The organism is Amycolatopsis sp. WGS_07, from assembly GCF_045278895.1.
GTDB lineage: Bacteria > Actinomycetota > Actinomycetes > Mycobacteriales > Pseudonocardiaceae > Amycolatopsis.
Genome location: NZ_CP136053.1, coordinates 5,555,324 through 5,576,385 on the forward strand (window position 1 = coordinate 5,555,324; position 21,062 = coordinate 5,576,385).

At 69.4% G+C, this 21,062-nt stretch carries 22 protein-coding genes; 14 read left to right on the top strand and 8 right to left on the bottom strand.

Annotation, left to right across the window (positions count from 1 at the left end):
• The first annotated feature begins 11 nt into the window (after positions 1-11).
• The 10 genes from RPX00_RS26315 to RPX00_RS26360 all read left to right on the top strand — a co-directional run bounded on the left by RPX00_RS26315 (position 12) and on the right by RPX00_RS26360 (position 7,841).
• Positions 12-392 carry a DoxX family protein gene (locus tag RPX00_RS26315; protein ID WP_406629296.1) on the top strand — a complete coding sequence of 127 codons (381 nt, stop codon included), beginning with the start codon at positions 12-14 and terminating at the stop codon, positions 390-392.
• Between the two features lie 105 nt (positions 393-497).
• On the top strand, positions 498-1,616 hold the full coding sequence (locus RPX00_RS26320; RefSeq protein WP_406629298.1) for a TIGR03364 family FAD-dependent oxidoreductase: 1,119 nt from the start codon (positions 498-500) through the stop codon (positions 1,614-1,616).
• Entirely contained in the window at positions 1,610-2,296 is a 687-nt protein-coding gene (locus tag RPX00_RS26325) for a phosphonatase-like hydrolase (RefSeq protein WP_406643093.1), read from the top strand. Before RPX00_RS26320 ends, RPX00_RS26325 begins: the two co-directional genes overlap by 7 nt.
• Complete coding sequence (locus RPX00_RS26330) at positions 2,293-3,327, top strand: 2-aminoethylphosphonate ABC transporter substrate-binding protein (RefSeq protein ID WP_406629299.1); 1,035 nt, start codon at positions 2,293-2,295, stop codon at positions 3,325-3,327. The genes RPX00_RS26325 and RPX00_RS26330 overlap by 4 nt, the downstream gene beginning before the upstream one ends.
• Entirely contained in the window at positions 3,324-4,391 is a 1,068-nt protein-coding gene (locus RPX00_RS26335; protein WP_406629301.1) for an ABC transporter ATP-binding protein, read from the top strand. Before RPX00_RS26330 ends, RPX00_RS26335 begins: the two co-directional genes overlap by 4 nt.
• Positions 4,388-5,251, top strand: a complete 864-nt coding sequence (locus RPX00_RS26340) for a 2-aminoethylphosphonate ABC transporter permease subunit (protein WP_406629303.1) — start codon at positions 4,388-4,390, stop codon at positions 5,249-5,251. Before RPX00_RS26335 ends, RPX00_RS26340 begins: the two co-directional genes overlap by 4 nt.
• Positions 5,229-6,026 (top strand): ABC transporter permease, encoded by a 798-nt coding sequence (locus RPX00_RS26345; protein WP_378313171.1) that lies wholly within the window; start codon positions 5,229-5,231, stop codon positions 6,024-6,026. Before RPX00_RS26340 ends, RPX00_RS26345 begins: the two co-directional genes overlap by 23 nt.
• Positions 6,027-6,102: 76 nt before the next feature.
• The gene (locus tag RPX00_RS26350) at positions 6,103-6,579 is read left to right on the top strand and encodes a hypothetical protein (RefSeq protein ID WP_406629305.1); all 477 of its coding nucleotides are present in this window, start codon (positions 6,103-6,105) and stop codon (positions 6,577-6,579) included.
• A gap of 44 nt (positions 6,580-6,623) precedes the next feature.
• On the top strand, positions 6,624-7,130 hold the full coding sequence (locus RPX00_RS26355; RefSeq protein ID WP_406629307.1) for a hypothetical protein: 507 nt from the start codon (positions 6,624-6,626) through the stop codon (positions 7,128-7,130).
• A 273-nt stretch (positions 7,131-7,403) separates the two neighbouring features.
• Complete coding sequence (locus RPX00_RS26360) at positions 7,404-7,841, top strand: SRPBCC family protein (protein ID WP_406629309.1); 438 nt, start codon at positions 7,404-7,406, stop codon at positions 7,839-7,841.
• A gap of 18 nt (positions 7,842-7,859) precedes the next feature.
• On the opposite strand, the gene RPX00_RS26365 is transcribed toward RPX00_RS26360, so the two are convergent.
• The 4 genes from RPX00_RS26365 to RPX00_RS26380 all read right to left on the bottom strand — a co-directional run bounded on the left by RPX00_RS26365 (position 7,860) and on the right by RPX00_RS26380 (position 14,199).
• Positions 7,860-9,521: a fumarate hydratase gene (locus RPX00_RS26365; protein WP_406629311.1), complete on the bottom strand. Its 1,662-nt coding sequence runs from the start codon at positions 9,519-9,521 to the stop codon at positions 7,860-7,862.
• 1,441 nt (positions 9,522-10,962) lie between these two features.
• Positions 10,963-11,994, bottom strand: coding sequence for a sigma-70 family RNA polymerase sigma factor (locus RPX00_RS26370; protein ID WP_406629313.1), 1,032 nt, complete (start codon positions 11,992-11,994; stop codon positions 10,963-10,965).
• 277 nt (positions 11,995-12,271) lie between these two features.
• Entirely contained in the window at positions 12,272-12,697 is a 426-nt protein-coding gene (dtd, locus tag RPX00_RS26375; protein ID WP_406629315.1) for a D-aminoacyl-tRNA deacylase, read from the bottom strand.
• Positions 12,694-14,199: a methyltransferase gene (locus RPX00_RS26380; protein WP_406629317.1), complete on the bottom strand. Its 1,506-nt coding sequence runs from the start codon at positions 14,197-14,199 to the stop codon at positions 12,694-12,696. The genes dtd and RPX00_RS26380 overlap by 4 nt, the downstream gene beginning before the upstream one ends.
• A 19-nt stretch (positions 14,200-14,218) precedes the next feature.
• Between RPX00_RS26380 and RPX00_RS26385 the strand changes: the two genes are divergently transcribed.
• Both RPX00_RS26385 and RPX00_RS26390 read left to right on the top strand, forming a co-directional pair.
• Positions 14,219-15,511 (top strand): amidohydrolase, encoded by a 1,293-nt coding sequence (locus RPX00_RS26385; RefSeq protein WP_406629319.1) that lies wholly within the window; start codon positions 14,219-14,221, stop codon positions 15,509-15,511.
• Between the two features lie 8 nt (positions 15,512-15,519).
• Positions 15,520-15,864, top strand: coding sequence for a DUF3099 domain-containing protein (locus RPX00_RS26390; protein ID WP_406643094.1), 345 nt, complete (start codon positions 15,520-15,522; stop codon positions 15,862-15,864).
• Between the two features lie 219 nt (positions 15,865-16,083).
• On the opposite strand, the gene RPX00_RS26395 is transcribed toward RPX00_RS26390, so the two are convergent.
• From RPX00_RS26395 to RPX00_RS26405, 3 genes are read right to left on the bottom strand one after another with little or no spacing between them, the layout of a single operon-like run.
• A complete protein-coding gene (locus RPX00_RS26395; RefSeq protein ID WP_406629321.1) occupies positions 16,084-16,953 on the bottom strand; it encodes a carbohydrate kinase family protein in 870 nt (289 codons plus the stop codon).
• Positions 16,950-17,864 carry a pseudouridine-5'-phosphate glycosidase gene (locus RPX00_RS26400; protein WP_406629323.1) on the bottom strand — a complete coding sequence of 305 codons (915 nt, stop codon included), beginning with the start codon at positions 17,862-17,864 and terminating at the stop codon, positions 16,950-16,952. The genes RPX00_RS26395 and RPX00_RS26400 overlap by 4 nt, the downstream gene beginning before the upstream one ends.
• A gap of 9 nt (positions 17,865-17,873) precedes the next feature.
• The gene (locus tag RPX00_RS26405; protein ID WP_406629325.1) at positions 17,874-18,530 is read right to left on the bottom strand and encodes a hypothetical protein; all 657 of its coding nucleotides are present in this window, start codon (positions 18,528-18,530) and stop codon (positions 17,874-17,876) included.
• Positions 18,531-18,614: 84 nt separating this feature from the next.
• Between RPX00_RS26405 and RPX00_RS26410 the strand changes: the two genes are divergently transcribed.
• Both RPX00_RS26410 and RPX00_RS26415 read left to right on the top strand, forming a co-directional pair.
• On the top strand, positions 18,615-18,857 hold the full coding sequence (locus tag RPX00_RS26410) for a DUF3039 domain-containing protein (RefSeq protein WP_020657970.1): 243 nt from the start codon (positions 18,615-18,617) through the stop codon (positions 18,855-18,857).
• A 128-nt stretch (positions 18,858-18,985) separates the two neighbouring features.
• The gene (locus RPX00_RS26415; RefSeq protein ID WP_406629326.1) at positions 18,986-19,837 is read left to right on the top strand and encodes a hypothetical protein; all 852 of its coding nucleotides are present in this window, start codon (positions 18,986-18,988) and stop codon (positions 19,835-19,837) included.
• A 2-nt stretch (positions 19,838-19,839) separates the two neighbouring features.
• Here the strand turns inward: RPX00_RS26415 and RPX00_RS26420 are convergent, their stop codons facing one another.
• Entirely contained in the window at positions 19,840-21,045 is a 1,206-nt protein-coding gene (locus tag RPX00_RS26420) for a YihY/virulence factor BrkB family protein (protein WP_406643096.1), read from the bottom strand.
• Between the last annotated feature and the right edge of the window lie 17 nt (positions 21,046-21,062).

The following is a 21,062-nucleotide window of genomic DNA, read 5'->3' on the forward strand; positions in this document are numbered from 1 at the left end:
CGGAGGGAACCATGGAAATCGCACTGTGGACCGCTCAGGTGGCGCTGGCCTTGCTCTTCGCGCTGTCCGGCGTGCTGAAGTCGACGATGTCGCGGAAACGGCTGCTCGAGACAGGGCAAACCGGCGTGGCCGCGTATCCGATGCCGGTCGTGCGCTTCGCCGCGATCTGCGAACTCGTCGCGGTGCTCGGTCTGATCCTGCCCCGGCTGACCGGGATCGCCCCGGTGCTCACGGGGTGGGCGGCAGTCGGCCTGGCGGTGGTGATGGCCGGCGCGATGGCGGGGCACTGGCGGCTGGCCGTGACCGAGCACCGGCCGGCGGAGTACCGCAACGTCGCGGCGAATGTCGTGATCCTGGCGGTGTGCGTGTTCGTCGCGGCGGGCCGGCTGTGAAGATAACGGAAAGGTAACTCATCCGGTCCAATATTCGAGGCTGCTTCACCTGGCGTTCCCCGGGCCGACAGGCTCCGTTGAGCGCGGGCGGCGACTGTTGCGGCCGTGCGAATCCTCATTGTTGGCGGCGGCGTGCTCGGCACCCAGCACGCCTGGCAGGCCGTGGAACGCGGTCACGAAGTCCTTCAGCTCGAACGCGAGCCGGAGGCGCGCGGGGCGTCCGTCCGCAACTTCGGGCTCGTCTGGGTCGGCGGTCGCGCCGCCGGTCCCGAGCTGGAGACGGCGGTGCGCGCCCGGGAGCTGTGGGAGCGGATCGGCGAACGCGTGCCCGCGCTGGGCTTCCGGCCCAACGGCTCGCTCACGGTCGTCCGCACGGACGCCGAGCTGGCCGTCGCGCAGGAGGTCGTCGCTGGTCCGGACGCGGCCGAGCGCGGGTTCAAACTCCTCGACGCGCACGAGACCCGGGCGCTGAACCCCGCGTTGCGCGGCAACTTCACCGGCGCGTTGTGGTGCGAACGCGACGCGGCGGTCGAACCGCGGACCGCGCAGCCCGCCCTCCGCGAAGCGCTCAAAGCGAGCGGCCGGTACCGCTGGCTGCCGGGCCGCGAAGTGCGGAACCTGACCGAAAACGGCGTCGTCGACGACCACGGCGAACGGCACGAAGGCGACGTCGTGGTGTTCTGTACCGGCGCGTGGCTCGGCGGGCTGGTCCGCGAGATCGCGGGCGAGATCCCGGTGCGGCGGGTCCGGTTGCAGATGGCGCAGACCGAACCGCTCGACGAACCGTTGCCCACCAGCGTCGCGGACGGCGACAGCTTCCGGTACTACCCGGCCTACCGCGGTGCGGCGCTCGACGCGATGAACGAAGGCCAGCCGCAGGGCGAAACCGCTGCTCGGAACGCGATGCAGCTGCTGATGGTGCAGCGTCGCGACGGTTCGCTCACTATCGGCGACACGCACGAGTACGCGCAGCCGTTCTCCTTCGACGTCACCGAAGACCCGTATGAACACCTCGCCGAAGTGGCGGGCGCGCTGCTCGGCCGTCCGCTGCCGAAGATCCGCCGCCGCTGGGCCGGCGTGTACGCGCAGGCAACCGACCCGGCCGCGGTGGTGCACCGGGAACGGTTGTCCGGCAACGCTTTCCTCGTCACCGGCCCAGGCGGCCGGGGGATGACCTGCTCGCCCGCAATCGCCGAAGACACCGCAAAGGAGCTGGGCTGGTGACCACCGAACTCGTCGTGCTCGACATGGCAGGCACCACCGTCGCGGACGACGGACTGGTCGAACGTGCCTTCACCGCCGCGATCGCCGCCGCCGGAGTGTCCGAAGAGGACGAACGATACGCCGGAATGCTCGACTACGTCCGGGAAACCATGGGCCAGTCGAAGATCACCGTGTTCCGCGCGCTGCTCGGCGACGAGGACCTCGCCCAGCGCGCGAACGCCGAATTCGAAGGCTCGTACGGACGCTTGGTCGCGGCTGGTGAGTGCAAGCCGATCCCCGGCGCCGAGGAAACCATCCGCGGCCTGCGGGAGAAAGGCGTCCGCGTCGCGCTGACCACCGGCTTCGCGCCCACGACGCAGCGCGCGCTGCTGGACGCGCTCGGCTGGCACGACCTCGCCGACCTCGCGCTCGCTCCCGGCGACGGCGTGCGCGGCCGCCCGTATCCCGACCTGATCCTCGCCGTGGCACTGAAACTGCAGGTCACCGACGTCCGCAACATCGCGGTGGTCGGCGACACCCCCACTGACGTCCGGACCGGTCTCGCCGCCGGTGCCGGAATCGCCGCCGGAGTGCTCACCGGCGCCAGCAACCGCGCCGACCTGGAAGCAGAAGGCGCGACCCACGTTCTCGACTCCGTCTCCGCCCTCCCCGCCGTACTCGAAGGAGCCACCCAGTCATGAGAATCCGGAAAGCGGCCGCCGTCGCTCTCGCCGCGACCCTCGTCGGCCTTCTGTCCGCCTGCGGCGGCACGGCGGGCGGAGCGTCCGGCGACCAGACCGTCACCGTCTACACCGCGGACGGCCTCGAGGACTGGTACAACGCCCGGTTCGCCGAGTTCAAGCAGCAGACCGGGATCACCGTCCAGGCGGTCACGGCCGGCTCCGCCGAGGTCGTTTCGCGCGTGGGCAAGGAAAAGGCCAACACCCAGGCCGACGTCCTCGTCACGCTCCCGCCGTTCGTGCAGCAGGCGGCGAAGGAAGGCCTGCTCGCCGCGTCCACGCCGAAGGGCGTCGACCAGGTTCCGGCCGCGCAGAAGGACCCGCAGGGCCGCTACTACGCGCTGATGAACAACTACCTCAGCTTCATCTACAACCCGCAGCAGGCGAACCCGGCCCCGAAGAGCTGGAACGACCTGCTCGACCCGAAGTACAAGGGCAAGCTCCAGTACTCGACGCCGGGTGAAGCGGGTGACGGCACCGCGGTGCTGCTGCAGGCCCAGCACGTCTTCGGCGACCAGGGCGCGCTCGAATACCTCGGCAAGCTGCAGGCGAACAACGTCGGCCCGTCGTCGTCCACCGGCAAGCTGCAGCCGAAGGTCGCGAAGGGCGAGGTGCTCGTCGCCAACGGAGACCTGCAGATGAACCTCGCCGAGATCGACAAGAGCGGCGGGTTCTCGGTGTTCTTCCCGGCCGACGCGCAGGGCAAGCGCTCCACCTTCGCGCTGCCGTACTTCGCCGGTCTGGTCGCCAACGCGCCGCACGCGGACAACGCCCGCAAGCTGCTCGACTTCCTGTTCTCGCCGGAAACCCAGGCGAAGGCCAGCGACTCGTACGGAATCCCGGCCCGTTCCGACGTCAAACCGCAGGGCCCGAAGGCGGAGAAGATCACCGCCGCGATGTCCGGAGTGGACGTCTGGACCCCGGACTGGAACGCCGTCCTCGGCCGTCTCGACGCCGACCTCGCCGCGTACCGGAAGGCCACTGGGCAGTGACTCCGGCAGTGGAATTCCGCGGCGTATCCGTCCACTTCGGAGCGACGCAAGCGCTTGCCCCGCTGGATCTTTCCGTGGCCCGCGGCGAAACGCTGGCTCTGCTCGGCCCGTCCGGATCCGGCAAGTCGACCGCGCTCAAGGCGCTCGCCGGGTTCCTCCGGCCGAGCGCCGGACGGGTGCTGCTCGACGGCCAGGACGTCACCGACCTGCCGCCGCATCGACGTGGCCTCGGCGTGGTGGTGCAGAGCTACGCGCTCTTCCCGCACCAGCGGGTCGCCGACAATGTCGCGTTTGGACTGAAGGCGCGGAAGATGCGCCGCGCGGACGTGACGAATCGCGTCGGCGAGGTGCTGGAACTGGTCGGAATGAGCGAGTACGCGCGCCGGTATCCGCGTGAGCTGTCCGGAGGGCAGCAGCAGCGGGTCGCGTTGGCGCGGGCGCTCGCGATCCGGCCCAACGTGTTGCTGCTTGACGAGCCACTGTCCGCATTGGACGCCGCGTTGCGCGAGGACATGGTCGCGGAACTCCTCCGGCTGCGCGCCGAACTGCCGGACACCACGCTGATCTACGTCACCCACGACCAGAGCGAAGCCCTCGCGCTCGCCGACCGGATCGCGGTGCTGCGCGACTCTCGGCTGGTCGAACTCGGTCCGTGCGAACAGCTTTACCGCCGCCCGGCCACCGAGTTTACCGCGAGCTTCCTCGGCGCGGCGAACCTCATTCCGGTCGAGTTGGTGCGCGCGGACGGAACGGTCGCGACGGTCCGGCTGGCCGGCCGCGAGCTGTCCGCCGAACCGTCTGGCACACTCCAGCCGGAGCGGCCGGTGGCGCTCGGCGTGCGGCCGCACCGGATTTCGGTCGGCGAACCCGGGCCGGGCACCTTCCCGGCGCTCGTCCGCGGCGTGCAGTGGCGCGGTTCCGGCTACCGCCTCGACCTGCGGCTCACCGACGAGGTCTGCGACATCCGCGCCGAGGTGCCGGACAGCCCGGTGCTGCCCGCCGTCGGCGACCGGGTCGGAGTGTCCATTCCGGACGGTTGCCCGCTGGTGGGAGTCGGCGGATGACCGGCCTCGCCCTCGGCACTGCTGCGGTCGCCCCGGCCCGCCGCCGCACGCGGCCCCGCCGATACCGGATCGGCTGGCTGCTCCCGCCCGCGATCGTGGTCGCCGGGTTCTTCGGCTACCCGCTGGTGCTGGTGATCCTGCAGTCGTTCACCGCGCAGGACGGCAGTTTCGGGCTGTCCGTGTGGACGCAAGTACTGTCGTCGCCGGAATTCGGCCGCGCGGTGTGGCAGACAGTGTTGCTGGCTTTGGGTTCCACCGTCGGCTGCGTGCTGCTCGGCGGATTCCTCGCGCTGGTTGTCGCGTTCGTCCCGTTTCCCGGGGCGACGCTGCTGGCCCGGCTGGTGGACACGGTGCTGGCGTTCCCGTCGTTCCTGATCGCGCTGGCGTTCACGTTCCTTTACGGCGGCGCGGGAATCTTCGGCACCGCCGGGTTCCTGTACTCGCCATGGGGCGTACTGCTTGCCGAGATCACCTTCTACACCCCGTTCGTGATGCGGCCGGCGCTCGCGGCGTTCAGCCAAGTCCCGGCGGCACAACTGGAAGTGGCGGCGAGCCTCGGCGCGCGGCCGGGCCGGGTGCTGTGGCGGGTCGTGCTGCCGGAGGCGTTGCCTTCCCTCGCGTCCGGTGCGTGCCTGGTGCTGCTGTTGACCATGAACGAGTTCGGCATCGTGCTGTTCCTCGGCGCCAAGGGCGTCTCGACGTTGCCGATGCTGGTGTACGGCAAGGGAATCGTCACGTTCGACTTCCCGGCGGCTTCGGTGGTCGCGGTGGTGAACGTGGTGCTGTCGCTGGCGCTCTACGCGGTTTACCGGCGAGTGGTCGGGAGAGGAGGCCGTCGTGCTGCTGTGGACGCGGCGTAGCCGGTTGCTGGTCTGGCTGGTGTTCGGCGTGGTGTTCCTCGGGGTGGTGGCCGCACCGCTGGTGATGATCGTGCTGGCGTCGTTCGCCGGGAGCTGGACCGGCGTGCTGCCCAGCGGACTCACCGGGGCGCATTACGCCGAGGCGCTGTCCGGCGAGACCTTCGCGAGCCTGTCGGTGAGCGTGCAGACCGGGGTGATCACGTCGCTGGTCGCGGTGCTGATCGGGACCTGGGCCGCGCTGGCCGTCGACCATGCCCCGCCGCGGCTGCGCCGGATCGCGGATTCGCTGTTCCACCTGCCGATCGCGGTCCCGTCGGTGGTGCTGGGGCTGGCGTTGCTGATCGCGTTCAGCCGTCCGCCGATCGCCTTCAACGGCACGCGCTGGATCGTGCTGGCCGGGCACCTGATGATCCTGCTGCCGTTCGCGTACAGCACGGTTTCGGCCGCGTTGCAACGTGTTGACCCGCTGCTCGCGCAGGCCGCGGCGAGCCTCGGCGCGCGTCCGCTGCGGGTGCTGCTGCGAGTCCGGTTGCCGGTGCTGCTGCCCGCGATGTCGGCTTCGGCCGGTTTGGCGCTGGCGATGTCGATGGGCGAATTGGGCGCGACGATGATGCTGTACCCGCCGGACTGGCGGACGCTCCCGGCGACCATTTTCTCCCTGACGGACCGGGGACAGGTGTTCCTCGCGTCGGCGAGCACGGTGCTGTTGCTGGTGGTGACGCTGGCCGGGGTGGTGCTGCTGGGGCTGGTGCGGGGGAAGGCTTCGGCCCGGTGAACGGGTTTTTCTCGTCCGGATGCAACCTCCGGGGCCTCGATTCCGTCCGCGATGCATGCGGACTACAGGGAAAATCGTGGGAGCGAGCGCGCTGCTGCTGACGGTCGCGGCGTGCGGGGGCAAGGGAACCCCGGCCGCGCCGGGTTCCTCGAGCCCTGTGTCGGTCACATCGCCGCCGTCGGCTTCGGTCCCTGTCGCGCCCCCGCCGGGGTCAGCGCCGCCGAAGAGCCGCCCGACGCAGGGCGTGCCGCCGGGAGACACCGCGCCCGCCACTGGGCAGGTCAACGCTTCGGCGCTGCCGCCGGAGTATCCGCACGACGTCACGCTCGCGGAGGGCGGCTCAGTCGTCGTGATCCAGGCCGAAGAGGGCGGGTGCAACAAGCTCAGCGCGAAGGCGGGGGAGCAGACCGCCGCGCAGGTCGTCGTGCTGGTGACGATCACCAAACCGCCGCACGGGCAGATGTGTCCCTTGCACATACGGGAGATTTCGCTGCCGGTGCGCCTCGACGCGCCGCTGGGCGGACGGGAATTGGTGTTGCGCCCCGGTCCGTGAAGATCGGGTGCAACCCGCCCGGGCGGTCCTTCCGTCTAGGGATCATGAGGTACTCGACGAAGCTGATCGGAACGACACGACTGGCGGGCGCGGCACTGGTGCTCACGGTGGCGGCCGCGTGCGGCAGCCCGACGAGCATGGCGAACGCACCAGCGTCCGGGACCGAGACGGCGCCGCCGAGCGGCAGCGCCAGCACCTCGACGTCGGTGCCGCCGCCGGGCAAACCCCAGTTCGACCCGCCGCAAGGCGCGGCCCGGGTGCCGGACAAGCGGGTCGACGGGTCCGCGCTGCCCAAGACTTTTCCGAAGGAGGTTTATTCGGACAACGGGGGCACGGTGTTGGTGGTCCGGGCTGAGGAAGGCGGCTGCGGGCATGCCCTTGGCGAGGCGGTCGAGCAGACCGCGCAGAAGGTGGTCGTCGATTTGAGCGAGACCAAGGCGCAGACCGGGCAGATGTGCACGATGGATTTGCGGCATCCGGTGATTTCGGTGGCGCTCGGGGCACCGCTGGGTGAGCGGACTGTGGTGTTGAAGCAGTCTCCGCCTCGGTGATACCGCTGCCGGACGACTTCGTCGGGGGGCCGTCCGGTGGCTGGTCGCGGTTGTGCTCGGTGGTGCGGTGGGGCACCCCGAAGCCTGATTGTGACTACGGCGCGGAGGTGCTTGTCAAGGCGGGAAAGATGCCTTGACAAGCACCTCCGCGCCGTGTTTGGGCTTCGTATCGGGGTGCGGGGGGTGTGGCTGCCTTGATGGGGTGGGTTGGTGCGGTTGTGTGTGGGTCCACAGTGGACTCTGTTGCGTGCGTTGATGGCCTAGGCTTTGGGAATGGGAACTCGCCAGGTTTCGCGTAGTGCCGTGGTTGCTGCTGCGCCGGAGCGGATTTTCGCGTTGCTCGCCGATCCGGCTCAGCATCCGCTCATCGATGGGTCCGGTACCGTGCGGGCCAGTCGCGGGGCGGCGCCGTCGCGGTTGTCGCTGGGGGCGCGGTTCGGGATGGAGATGCGGATGGGCGCGCCCTACCGGATCGAGAACACCGTGGTCGAGTTCGAGGAGAACCGGCTGATCGCCTGGCGGCACTTCTACGGGCACCGGTGGCGCTGGCGGCTCGAGCCCGCGGGGGACGGGCGCACCGAGGTCACCGAGACGTTCGACTGGTCCACCGCGCGGTTGCCGTTCGCGATCCGGCTGCTGGGGTTTCCGAAGCGCAACGCCGAGGCCATCGAGAAGACTCTCGCCCGGCTGGGCGGGATGTTTCCCGGCTGACCCCGGCGTCGCGGCGCGTCAGCGGAAGCTGATCTGCAGGACCGGTTCGCTGGTTTCGGAGAAGAAGTCGTTGCCCTTGTCGTCGATGACGATGAACGCGGGGAACTCTTCGACCTCGATTTTCCAGACCGCTTCCATGCCGAGTTCGGCGTACTCGAGGACGTCGACCTTCTTGATGCAGTCCTTGGCCAGCCGCGCGGCCGGGCCGCCGATCGAGCCGAGGTAGAAGCCGCCGTGTTCCTTGCACGCGGCGGTGACCTGCTTCGAGCGGTTGCCCTTCGCCAGCATCACGAGCGAGCCGCCCGCCGCCTGGAACTGGGCGACGTACGAGTCCATCCGGCCGGCGGTGGTCGGGCCGAACGAGCCGGACGCGTAGCCGTCGGGAGTCTTCGCCGGGCCCGCGTAGTACACCGGGTGGTCGCGGAGGTACTGCGGCATTTCCTCGCCGGCGTCGAGCCGTTCGGCGATCTTCGCGTGCGCGATGTCGCGCGCCACGACCAGCGGGCCGGTCAGCGACAGGCGCGTTTTCACCGGCAGTTGCGCCAGTTGCGCGCGGATCTGGTCCATCGGCTGGTTCAGGTCGACCGACACGACCTCGTCGGACAGGTCGTCCTCGGTGACGTCCGGGAGGAAGCGGGCCGGATCGCGTTCGAGCTGCTCGATGAACACGCCCTCGCTGGTGATTTTCGCCTTCGCCTGGCGGTCGGCCGAGCACGAGACGGCTACGCCGACCGGGCAGCTCGCGCCGTGCCGGGGCAGGCGGATCACGCGGACGTCGTGGCAGAAGTACTTGCCGCCGAACTGCGCGCCGATGCCGAACTGGCGCGTCATCTCCAGCACCTGCTGCTCGAGGTCGCGGTCGCGGAACGCGTGGCCCAGCTCGGAACCCTCGGTCGGCAGGTTGTCCAGGTAGCGCGCGGAGGCGAGCTTCGCGACCTTGAGATTGAACTCGGCCGACATGCCGCCGACGACGATCGCCAGGTGGTACGGCGGGCACGCCGCGGTGCCCAGGCTGCGCAGCTTCTCGTCCAGGAACCGGGCGAGCCGCTTCGGGTTCAGCACGGCCTTGGTTTCCTGGTACAGGAACGTTTTGTTGGCGCTGCCGCCGCCCTTGGCCATGAAGAGGAACTCGTACGACGGGTCCGCCGCGTCCGAGTCCTTGTGGTACAGCTCGACCTGCGCCGGAAGGTTCGTGCCGGTGTTGCGCTCTTCCCAGAAGTTGAGCGGGGCCATCTGCGAATACCGCAGGTTCAGCTGCTGGTAAGCGTCGAAAATGCCCTGCGAGAGCGCACGCTCGTCGTCGCCGCCGGACAGCACGCCCTCGGTGCGCTTGCCGATGACGATCGCGGTGCCGGTGTCCTGGCACATCGGCAGCACGCCGCCCGCCGAGATGGCCGCGTTGCGCAGCAGGTCCATCGCGACGAACCGGTCGTTGCCGCTGGCCTCGGGATCGTCGACGATCCCACGCAGCTGCTGCAGGTGTGACGTGCGCAACAGGTGCTGGATGTCGGTGATCGCCGTGCGCGCCAGCGTGGTCAGCGCCTCCGGATCGACCTTCAGAAACTTCCGCCCGGCGGCCTCGACGGTCTCGACGCCGTCGGCGGTGACCAGCCGGTACTCGGTGGTGGTGTCCTTGCCGAGCGGCAGGACTTCGGTGTGCTGGAACGTGGTGGGCGGCACAGCGAGGCTCCTTTGCCCTGATCGGGATTGGCTCACGGTACTCAGCGCGTTCCGCCCGGCCGCACGGGCGCGGGGACGCTGTGGGATAGCGCACTCCGCGGGTTTTCGGGCAGGCATGGTCGGGAGGCCGGGCCCACCCCGACGGACCCGACCTCCCGGGGAAAGCGGACCGGATGCGCACACACCCGCCCCGCGTGACTAACGGGGACCCCCGCCGGCGCGTTGACCGGACGCCGCACAGCGGGGGTCGCGAACGCTTGCTACCCACTGCCCAGAACCGCCAAACGCGAACGAGAGCCGAATTCCACGATCGGGTGCGCGGAGTGGTGACGGTATTGCGGTGGGTGGTGGTGGGAACGGGATCAAGGGGAGGAAACGGGGCACGGAAGGAGGATTTCGCACTCTGGTGGGGCTGGAGTGTCTGGTGGGGCTGGGGTGTCTGGTGGGGCTGAAGTGACTGGAGAGAACAGTAGGGCTGGTGATGTTGATGTGGCGATTTATCGGCAATGAGGAGGGAGGTGGCTTCGGGTGTGGTCTGGGTGGGAGAGGTCGGTGGCCTGGGTGAAAGGTGCTTGGCTGAGCGAGAGAGGCGGCTAGGCGGGGGAGCGGGCGGTTGGCCAGCGGGGAGAGGCGGTCGGCCGGGTCGGGGCGGCTAACCCGGCGGGAAAGGTGGCCAGCCGGGCGAACGAGCGCCCGGCCGGGCGAAATCCAGGACCAGACACAATGCCTTCTCCGCCCAGGCGCGGGCAGACCCGGCCCGGAAGCGGCAGACCTTCCGGTCTGGAAGCGAGAATCCCGAGCCCGAGGGCGCAACCTCGGACCCCGAAAGCGACAAATCCCAGCTCAAACTGGCGTCCTGGGGCCTGAAAGCGCACCCAGTCCGCAAGGACAAACCCGGCTCGAACCGGCCCGGCCCCGCAAGGCAAATCCGCCCCGAACCGGCACTCCGGCCTCACAAAAGACAAAACCCGGCCCGAAGCGGCACCCCGGCCGCAAAAGACAACACCGAAGCGGCCCGGCTCCGAAAGCGACAAACCCCGCTCAAGCTGGTGGCCCCGGGACCAAAACGCCCCCCGGCCCGAAGCGGCACCCCGCCTTGAAAAGACAAAACCCCCGGCCCGGAAACCGGACCGAGGGTTCTGCGCAACCAGCGACGGCCATCGCAGTCCGCTGCAAGCCCACTGCAAAGCTCACCGCAGCCCGCCGCTGCCCACCGAAATAATCTTCCGGTCGAAAGCCCCCGTCCCGCCTGACCGGGTCCCCACCCGGTCCCCACGGGAACCTCGACCTGCCCGTCCGCGCAAGCTCGCCGCGAAAACCGGCTCACCGGACCCCGCGCCCGGTCAGCCGGAGGAGGCGGCTTAAAAACAGCCCGCGGACCGGCTTCTCCGCCCTCTCCGGGACCCGGGCCCCGAAACCCCGGCCCGGAGAGGGAAGAAACTCAGCTGGCGTAGGCGCGCAGCCGGTCGGCTCGCTCGCCCTGGCGCAGTTTCGCCATGACCTCGCGTTCGATCTGCCGCACGCGTTCGCGGGACAGGCCGAAGTGCTTGCCGATCTGGTCGAGGGTGCGCGGCTGGCCGTCGTCGAGGCCGTAGCGGAGGCGGATGACGTGCTGTTCGCGGTCGTCCAGCGTCGCCAGGACCCGGCGGAGGTCGTCCTGCAGCAGGCCGGAGATGACGGCGCTCTCGGCGTCGGTCGCCTCCGAGTCCTCGATGAAGTCGCCCAGCGGGGCGTCCTCCTCGGTGCCCACCGGCATGTCGAGGCTCACCGGGTCGCGGGACTGGTCGAGCAGGTCCGAGATCTTGTGGACCGGAATGCCCGATTCGGCGCTCAGTTCCTCGTGCGTCGCGTCGCGGCCCAGCTGCTGGTGCAGGTCGCGGCGGATCCGGGCCAGCTTGTTCACCTGCTCGACCAGGTGGACCGGCAGCCGGATCGTGCGGCCCTGGTCCGCCATGCCCCGGGTGATGGCCTGGCGGATCCACCACGTGGCGTACGTGGAGAACTTGAATCCCTTGGAGTAGTCGAACTTCTCCACCGCGCGGATCAGGCCCAGGTTCCCCTCCTGGATCAGATCGAGCAGCGGCATCCCCCGTCCGGTGTAGCGCTTCGCGAGCGACACCACGAGCCGGAGGTTGGCCTCCAGCAGGTGGTTCTTCGCGGTGTGCCCGTCGCGCATCAGCGCGCGCAGCTCCTTGCGGCGCTGCGGCGTGAGGTCCTCGGCGGTGTCGAGCATGTGCTGGGCGAAGACGCCTGCCTCGATCCGCTTCGCCAGCTCGACCTCGTCGGCCGCGGTGAGCAGCGCGGTCTTGCCGATGCCGTTCAGGTACACGCGCACCAGGTCGGCGGCGGGGCTCTGAGCGTCGAGGTCGGCGTCGGTGAGCGCCCCCACGCTCGGACGCTCCTCGGTCTGCTGTGCTGGAATCCCGCGCTCGCGAATCCCGCGCGCTTCGCGTTCGAGAGTCTGGACTGACATTCTGCCTCCCCGGTCACGGGCTGAACGTGTCTCGCCGGCGCCTGCGGAACGGGGCCTGTGGAATCCCGTGTCCGCGGGCCCAGCCGGCTTGGCTGGACACTGGTCTCAACGCCCCGGGAAGGCCAAACGTTCCCGGCTCGCTGAAATGAGGACGGGCGTACCCGCCCCGCGGTTGCTCCACCAAAACTGAGGTTTTGCTGAGAACCGCTCCGCTCCGGGAAATCCGCGCGAATCGCGCGCTCCGCCTTCGATGTTACGCGTGCTTCTCCAATGTGGTCTAGACCTCAACGAGAACGGTGAACGGGCCGTCGTTCACGCTTTCCACGGCCATCTCCGCGCCGAACCGTCCGGTCGAGACGGTCGCGCCGCGTTCGCGCAGTTCCGCGACCACGGCGTCGACCAGCGGTTCGGCGTTTTCCGGCCGGGCGGCGGCGGTCCACGACGGGCGGCGGCCCTTGCGGGTGTCGCCGTAGAGCGTGAACTGCGACACCACGAGCAGCGGCGCCCCGGTCGTCGCACACGATTCCTCGTCGCGCAGCAACCGCAGTTCGTGCAGTTTCCTGGCCATCGTTTCGGCTTTGCCGAGATCGTCGTCACGGTGCACGCCCAGCAGCACGAGCAGTCCCGGTTCTTTGATCTCCCCGGCGATCTCCCCCGCGACGGTCACGCTCGCGCGGGTGACCCGCGCCGCTACCGCCCTCACCGCGGCGAACCGGGCACGAGCATGCCGTGCCGCACGAGTTCGCGGACGATCGGCAATGCCGCGGCCGTCAGTTCTTCCGAATCGAGGCCCTGCGCGGCGGACAGCAGGTCGAGCAGATCCGACAACGGCAGTGCGCCGCGGCAACCCGCGAGAAGGCGCGTCGTGAGTTCGTCGACCTCGTGCTGCCAACCCGGTCCGTCAGTGCGGTGCAGCCGGCGCACGGTCGTTTCCCAGCCTTCGTCACCGGGGGAGTCGACGCGTTCGAGCAGCACTGTGTCAGGGACGCGGAACGCTACGTCCAACACGTTGTCGCCGTGCGTACGCAACCACTCGACGCGGTCGAGCCAGTTCGCTGCTTCGGGGCCCAGTGGGTCGTCGTAAGCCTGTCGTAGGTCTTCGCAGACGACAGTCGGCGTCTGACCGTTTGCGCGCCGCAGCGTCACAAAGCCGAATCCGATGCCCTGTACGTCGTTTTCGGTGAACCAGTCGAGCCACGCAGCGGCCTTGGCGCGGCCTTCGGGCGAGCGGGGGTCGATGCCTTCGTCTCGCAGCCAGGTGCCGACGTACAGCCCGGGGTCGGCGACGTCGCGCTGTACGAACCACGCGTCCGTCTCAGGCGGCAGCCATCGCGCAACGCGATCTCCCCAGTCTTCGCCGCGTCGGTGCAGCCACGACGCGAGCAGTTGGCCGGTGCCGCCGTCGTTGAGGAAGCTCGGCAGCTGACGGACGACCAGAGCGCTCGCGTCGTCGCCGGCCAGGCCGGAATCGCGGTAGGTGTAGTCGACGCGCGGCGGGCCGACCACGAACGGCGGATTGCACACCACCTGGTCGAAGCGGCGGCGCGCGACCGGCGCGAACCACTCGCCGCGCAGCAGCTCCACGTCCAGCTCGTTCAGCCGGAATGTGCCTGCGGCCAGCGCGAGCGCGCGGGCCGACACGTCGGTCGCGGTCACTCGCTGCGCGTGCCGGGTCGCGTGCAGCGCCTGGACGCCGTTGCCGGTGCCCAGGTCGAGCAGGGTGCCGACGGGGCGACGGCTGGTCGCACGGATGAGGCTCAGCGACGCGTGCCCGACGCCGAGCACGTGGTCCTCGGGCACGACGTGGCCGAGCATGTCGGCGTCGAGGTCGGAGACGACCCACCACGAACCGTCCTCGTCGCCGTGCGGGCGGATGTCGAGCGCGGCGCGGAACTCGTCCCCGACGGTCCGCAGGATGCCCGCGGCCACCGCGTCGTCCGCGCTGAGCGGCGCGAACGCCGACGAGACGGTCTTCTCCGGCTCGGCGAGCCCGAGCAGGAACAGCCGGATGAAGACGCCGAGGTCCCCGGCGTCGAGGCTGGCGCGACGGGCGGGCTCGGGCTCGCCGCGGCCGAGCGCCGTGTGCGCTGCGCCGCCGAGTGCGTCGACGACGCCGTCAGCGTCGTAGCCGGTGCGTCGGAACGCTTCGCGCAACCGCGCGCAGACGTCGTCGGATAGGTCAGGGAGAGGCGTGTTCGTGCTCACGGTGGGTAAGCCTGCCACGATGAGCATCGTGACCACCGAGACCACCGAGCGTGTCCTGGCTCCGCTTGAAGCGGCGCTGCCGGAGCTTGAAGCGCTGTACGTCGATCTGCACCGCCATCCCGAGCTGGCGTTCACCGAAACCCGTACGGCGGCAGAGCTAGCCCGACGGCTGACTGAAGACGGCTTCGAGGTGCACACCGGCATCGGCCGTACTGGTGTTGTCGGCATCCTGCGCAACGGCGAAGGGCCGACTGTGCTGCTTCGTGCGGACATCGACGCGTTGCCGGTCGAGGAGCAGACAGGTCTCTCGTACGCGAGCACTGCGCGCGGTGTCGACTCCGAGGGCCGCGACGTGCCGCTGATGCATGCCTGCGGGCACGACATGCACGCGACGTGGCTCTCAGGTGCCGCGCACCTTCTCGCCGCTTCGCGGGACGAGTGGTCCGGCACGCTGCTCGCGGTGTTCCAGCCAGGCGAGGAAGCTGGCGACGGTGCGGCCGGGATGGTCCGTGACGGTCTCTTCGAGCGGACCGGCCGCCCCGACGTGGTCTTCGGACAGCACATCGTGCCTGGTCCGGCCGGGTGGGTGCTTACCCGGCCAGGCGTGATCATGGCCGCGACCGACACCTTGCGGATCACGCTGCACGGCCGCGGCGGGCACGGTTCGCGGCCAGAAACGACTGTCGACCCGGCGGTGCTGGCCGCGTCTGTCGTGCTCAAGCTGCAGACGATCGTGTCGCGCGAGATCGCGGCGACCGAGCCTGCTGTGGTCACCGTGGGTTCGATGCACGTCGGCACTGCGGCGAACGTGATTGCTGATCACGCCGTGCTCGAGGTCAATACTCGTGCTTTCGATGACGCTGTGTTGTTGCGGTTGCGCAAGGCGATCGAGCGGATCGTGAACGGCGAAGCGGCGGCCGCTGGTGCCCCGCAGCCGCCGACGGTGGAGGTCATCGCTTCTTACCCGGTCACCGCGAACGACACGGCTGCGTCCGATGAGCTGACCGAGGTGTTCCGTCGGCACTTCGGTGCCGAGGCGACGATGCCTGCTCCGTTGGTCACCGGCAGTGAGGACTTCAGCGAGTTCGGGCGGGCGGCTGGGGTGCCGTCGGTGTTCTGGCTGGTCGGGGGCTTTGACGCGCAGCAGGTGATCACTGCGATGACTGAAGGGCGGTTTGAGACTGACGTGCCTTCGAATCACTCGTCCAAGTTCGCGCCGGTGCTGCATCCGACGTTGCGGACCGGGGTGGAGACGCTGGTCGTCGCTGCTTTGTCCCGGTTCACCCGCCCGGGTGTCGCGGACGGGCGGTGAGTGAGACGATGGAACGCGGAGGTGGTGCTGTGAACGCACCCCACGGACCGGATCCCCGCCCCGAGCCTGTGCTGATCACCGAGGCCGAGCCGTCGCTGGACGATCAGCTGGCGGCGCGGAAGCGGAAGTACGTCATCATGATGGTGTGCCGGATTCCCTGTCTGGTGCTGGCCGGGTTGACTTATCACACGTGGTGGCTGGCGATTTTGTTTTTGGTGATTTCTGTGCCGCTGCCTTGGATTGCTGTGTTGATCGCTAATGATCGGCCGCCGCGGAAGTCGGAGAAGGTTAATCGGTATGCGCGGGATGCTCGGCAGATTGAGGGGCGGAAGCATCGGGTGATTGACGGGTAGGTGTCTGTGGGGCTGCTCGTCGCCTGGCGGCGACATTGCGGCCGGTCTGGTGTGGGGCACCCCGAAGCCCAATTGTGATGACGGTCGGCGGGTGCTTGTCAAGGCGGGAAAGATGCCTTGACAAGCACCCGCCGACCGCATTTTGGCTTCGTATCGGGGTGCGGGGGTGGTGTGGGTGCCTGGCTGGTTGGGTGCGTGGGTGCGTTGGTGCGGTTGGTTTTACGGTTGTGGGCCTATTTGGCTTACTGCTCGTGCGCCTAGGCGGGTGCCTGCGCGTAGGACGTCCACTGTGGACTTTCCGGCTAGCCAGGTGGTGAGGACGCCTGCGTCGAAGGCGTCGCCTGCGCCGGTTGAGTCGACGCATTCCGTTTCTACTGCGGGGACTGACGAGACGCCGGTTGCGTCGATCCAGCTTGCTCCGGCTAGGCCTGCGGTGACTACTACTGCGCCGACGGCCTCCAGCAGTTCTGTCGCCGAGGCGGGGTCGGACGAGCCGGTCAGGGCGACTAGTTCTTCGGTGTTCGGCATCAGTAGGTCGGTGCCGCGTACGTCGTCCAGGAAGGCTGCTGGGTCGTGGATGTGGGCGGCTGCTTGCGGGTCCACCGAGGTGGTCAGGCCCGCCTCTTTCGCTGCGGCTAGGGCGGCTAGTCCTGCGGGGCGCGACGACGGGTCGAGCAGGACGTAGCCGGACAGGTGCAGGTGGGTTGAGCCGGTCAGGGCGTCGGGCGTTACGTCCTCGGGCGCGAAGCGTTTGTTCGCGCCGCGGTCGGCGAGCATGCTGCGTTGGCCTTCGCCGTCCACCAGGACGACTACGCAGCACGTGGGGGCTTCGGGGTCGGTTGCGAAGGCGCAGCGGACGCCTGCCGCTTCTAGCTCCGCTTGGATTAGGCGGCCGCCGGAATCGTTGCCGATGCGGGCGATCAGGGTGGTGTCCGCGCCGAGGGAACGTAGCCACAGGGCGGTGTTCGCTCCCGCGCCGCCGCCGGTGAAGCGGATGGCTGCTCGGGCGTCGCCGCCGTGGGGGAGGGGTTGGTCGTGTCGGGCGACGACGTCCAGGCCTGCGTCGCCGACTACCACGATTCCGGTCATGACAGGGCCACCGCGACCTCGGTCGCGAGTTTGGCGTTGGACAGCACCAGCGCCTCGTTCGCGTCGATGCTCGCGCCGTCGCTGGCGGTGTGGAAGTGCTCCAGCAGCACTGGGGTCACGTCCGCGCCGTGCACGTCGGCGTCGGCCAGTTTCGCCAAGCCTTCTCGCAGAAGCCGGCCGTGCAGTGCACGGTCCATTTCGGACTCTTCGGGGATCGGGTTTGCCAGCAGGACACCGGAATCGGCGTACTCCCGGTGGGCGGAGATGACTGCGGCGGCTTGTTTCGCGTCTTCGACGCGCCAGCCGACCGGGTGGCCGGACGAGCGGAGATAGAACGCGGGGAAGTCGTCGGTGCGGTAGCCGAGGACCGGGACCGAGTTCGTTTCCAGGACTTCCAGGGTGGCGGCGATGTCCAGGACCGACTTCACACCGGAGCAGACGACGACAGTCGGCACCTTCGCGAGGACGCCGAGGTCTGCCGAGACGTCCCAGCTCTGTGCCGCGCCCAGGTGCACGCCGCCGAGGCCGCCGGTGGCGAAGACGCCGATTCCGGCCGCTGCGGCGAGTGCCGAGGTGCCGGCGACGGTGGTGGCGCCGGAGCGGCCGAGGCCGACCGCGGGGCCGAGGTCGCGCAGGGACAGCTTGTCGAGGCCGGCGTCCGGTGCGCAGACGCGTTCCAGTTCGTCGGGGGACAGGCCGATGACCGGCCGTCCGTCCAGCACGGCGATGGTGGCCGGAACGGCGCCGCCGTCCCGCACGGTTTGCTCGATGCGGCGGCCGACGTCGAGGTTTCGTCCGTGCGGCAGGCCGTGCGAAAGGATCGTGCTCTCCAGTGCGACGACGGGGTGACCGTCGCGCAGCGCCGAGGCGACTTCCTCGTGGACGAACAGGGGAGTGGTCTGGGTGGTCACGAACGGACATCATCTGTGATCGCCGCGTGCACCGCGGCATCGGGTCAGCTCTTCCCGCAGGTTCCGCCGCGCGGCGGTTTCCCAGCGTGAGCGGGCGCTTTCGGTGAGGTACAGCGTCGAACGGCCGAGGAGGCTCTCCAGGACGGCGATGCGGCCGGTCGTCCAGGCGTCGTCGGGGTAGCGCGCGTACTCCTGGCGCACTTTGTCCACGTACGCCGCGTACGCGGTGGGCGTCGCGCCGAGGATGGCCAGGTCTGCGTCGAGGAGGGCTGCTGCGGCGAAGTCGCCTTCGGGGGCTTCGTGGGCGGCGGTGGCGAGTACGAGCGCTTCGGCCTGATCGATGTGTTGAGCGGCAACCCCCGCGCGGGTGAGCCAGCGGCGGAGCCATTCGGCGCTGCGTTGTTCGTCCGAGCCGGGTACGGCGTCGTAGACCACGTCGTGCGCCCATGCGGCGAGTACGACGACGGCGCGTTCGTGAAAGGGCAGGTCGGCGGCCAGGTGCTCGGCGTCGTGCGCGACGGCGGTGGCGTGGGCTAGGTCGTGGTAGCGGCGGTGTGGTTCGCCGTAGCGGTCTTCCAGATCGGCCCAGGCGTCGCGGCCGACGCGATGGTCGCCGCCGAGCCGGGCGAGCGAGCTGTGCCAGCGGTGTCCGGGATCGTGCGGCATCCGGGCTCCTGAGGGGTCCCTTGGCAGGTCAGGCGAGCGTAGCCGGGCATGACCGCGGGCGCGGCGCTGAGGCATGATGGTGGGGTGAGCACCGAAACGCTGACCAAGCCGGAGACCGACAGCACCGAGTCGACCGACGACGACTCCCCGAAGATGTTCCACTACGTGCGCAAGAACAAGATCGCCGAGAGCGCGGTCATGGGCACGCACGTCGTGGCGCTCTGCGGCGAGGTCTTCCCGGTCACGAAGTCGCCCAAGCCCGGATCCCCGGTGTGCCCCAAGTGCAAGAAGATCTACGAGGGCCTCCGTCCCGGCGGCGACGACTGATCCTCCTTCCCGCGCGTCCCGGTGCGCGGGAACAAAGGTGAAAATCCTTCACTCGGTGGCTGTGCGGCCGGGGAGGAACTGGTAGACCTGCAGTCCGGCCAGTCGCCTCCCCGCAGGAGTGTCCCCGCATGCGCGCTACCGGGATCGTGCTTTCCCTCGTCGTCCTGATGTCCGCCTTCAGCGCCGTCGCGGCGGGCGCCGCCGACGCGGTGACCGGATGGACCACGGCCGGCTCCGACCGGGCCCGTCCCCTCGACGAGAGCCAGGGCCTCGCCACCGTCGAGCGCTCCTCCGGCACCAGCATCCGCTACACCGGCATCGGCACCGTCGACCCTGGTCTCGCCTCGAAGGGCTGGAACCACATCGGCGACCCCGGGTCCGCGAAGGGCTGGTACGTCGAGCCCTACCAGCGCGACGACCGCGGCGCGAAGCTCTTCCGCGTCGAAGCTCCCGACGGCTCCCGCGCCGACTACCAGCACGCGCTGGAATCGTGGGAGGCCAACAACAATTCGTTCGCCGCCGTGTCGCCCGACGCGCGCTGGCTGGTGTCCGGCGAGTGGGGCACGATGGACCGCCTGCTCGTCTACCCGATGCCCGGCGTCGCGGCCACCGATCCCGGCCAGAACCTGCCTTATGCCTCGGCGATCCGGCTCGACCACCAGGTGCGCGACGTCCAGGGCTGCGATTTCGTGTCCGCCACCCGGCTGATGTGCTCCTCGGACGACCCGGACGGCAGCCTCTTCGGCACCACTAAACCCCTGCTGCAGGTCGATCTCTCCGGTCCGGTCTCCGGTTCCGACGTCACCGGGCACGTCACCTCGCTCGGCCAGCTTCCGCTGGAGAGCGGTTGCAGCGGCAATTTCGAGGTCGAGGGCATCGATTACGACGAGCGTGACGGCGGCACGTTGCGGGTGGTCGTGATGTCGCCGAGCGTCTGCATCGCGTTCGACAGCAAGACGTGGCGGTTCCGGCAGGGCTGAGGTCAGCCCTGTTGGGGGCGGCGTTGGCGGGGTTCCGGGCCGGGTGACGGTTCGGAACCGGACCCACGCTCGGGCCGCGCGAGCTGCACGGTCTCCGATTCGGTGTGGTTCACCTCGGGCTCGTCGTGGTTCTCTTCGGCGTGGTCCGGGTGCCGTTTCGGCCGCCGCAACGGCATCGTCGTGCGGTCCCACAGCCGGCGGCCCTCCTCGGCCCGCATCCGCTCGTTCGCGCGCTCCATCTCCAGCCGCCGCCACTTGCGGCGCTGCCGCCGGGTCGCCTTGGCGGGCCACAGCTCCTGGATCGCGCTGTTGAAGTACGCGCCGCCGACCACCGCGAGCCCGATGAAGAACATCAGCAGCAGGAACGCGATCGGCGCGGCCAGCGCTCCGTAGGTGTAGCCGGTCTTGGTGATCCAGTTCAGGTAGATCCGCAGCCCGATGCTGGAGACCAGGAACACGACGCCGGCCAACATCGCGCCCGGCAGCCCGCGATGCCACGGCAGCCGGCGCGGCAGCGCGAGCTTGTACAGCGTCGTCAGCGCGAGCGCGATCATCACGCCCAGCACCGGGTAGTAGAGCGTGCCGACCCAGGACGAGACGGTCGGGCGCCAGTCGACCGGGAAGAACTCCGGCAGCAGGTCCGGCCCGATCGCCAGCAGCGGCAGCCCGACGACGAGCCCGATCAGCGCGCCGAGGTACAGCAGCAGCGCGAAAATCCGCTGCCACACCTCGTTGCGGACGCCGTACTGGTCGTGCGCGACGGTGATCGCGTCGACGAACGACGACATCGCCGACGAGCCCGCCCACAGCGAGATGACGAAGCCCACGGACACGATTTCGCCCTTGCCCACGGTGAGGATGCTGTTCACCGTCGGCTCGATGATCTCCTGCACGGCGTTGGCGCTGAAGACGGTGTGGCTGAAGGTGATGATCCGGTCGTGCACGGCGGTGACCACGTTCTGGCCGAACCATTCGCCGATGAACCCGACGCTGCCGAGCAGCCCGAGCAGCAGCGGCGGCAGCGACAGCGTCTGCCAGAACGCCGCCTCGGCGGCCTCGGAGAAGATGTTGCCGTCCCACGCTTTCGCGAGCGTGCGGGTCAGCAGCCGCCACGGCCCCCTGCGCACGGTCTTCTCCGGCACGCTCTTGTCCGGCACTGCCTCGCCGTTCGGCCCTGCCTCGCCGGCGTCCGGTGTCACCTCGCCCATGGTGTGTCCCAGCATGG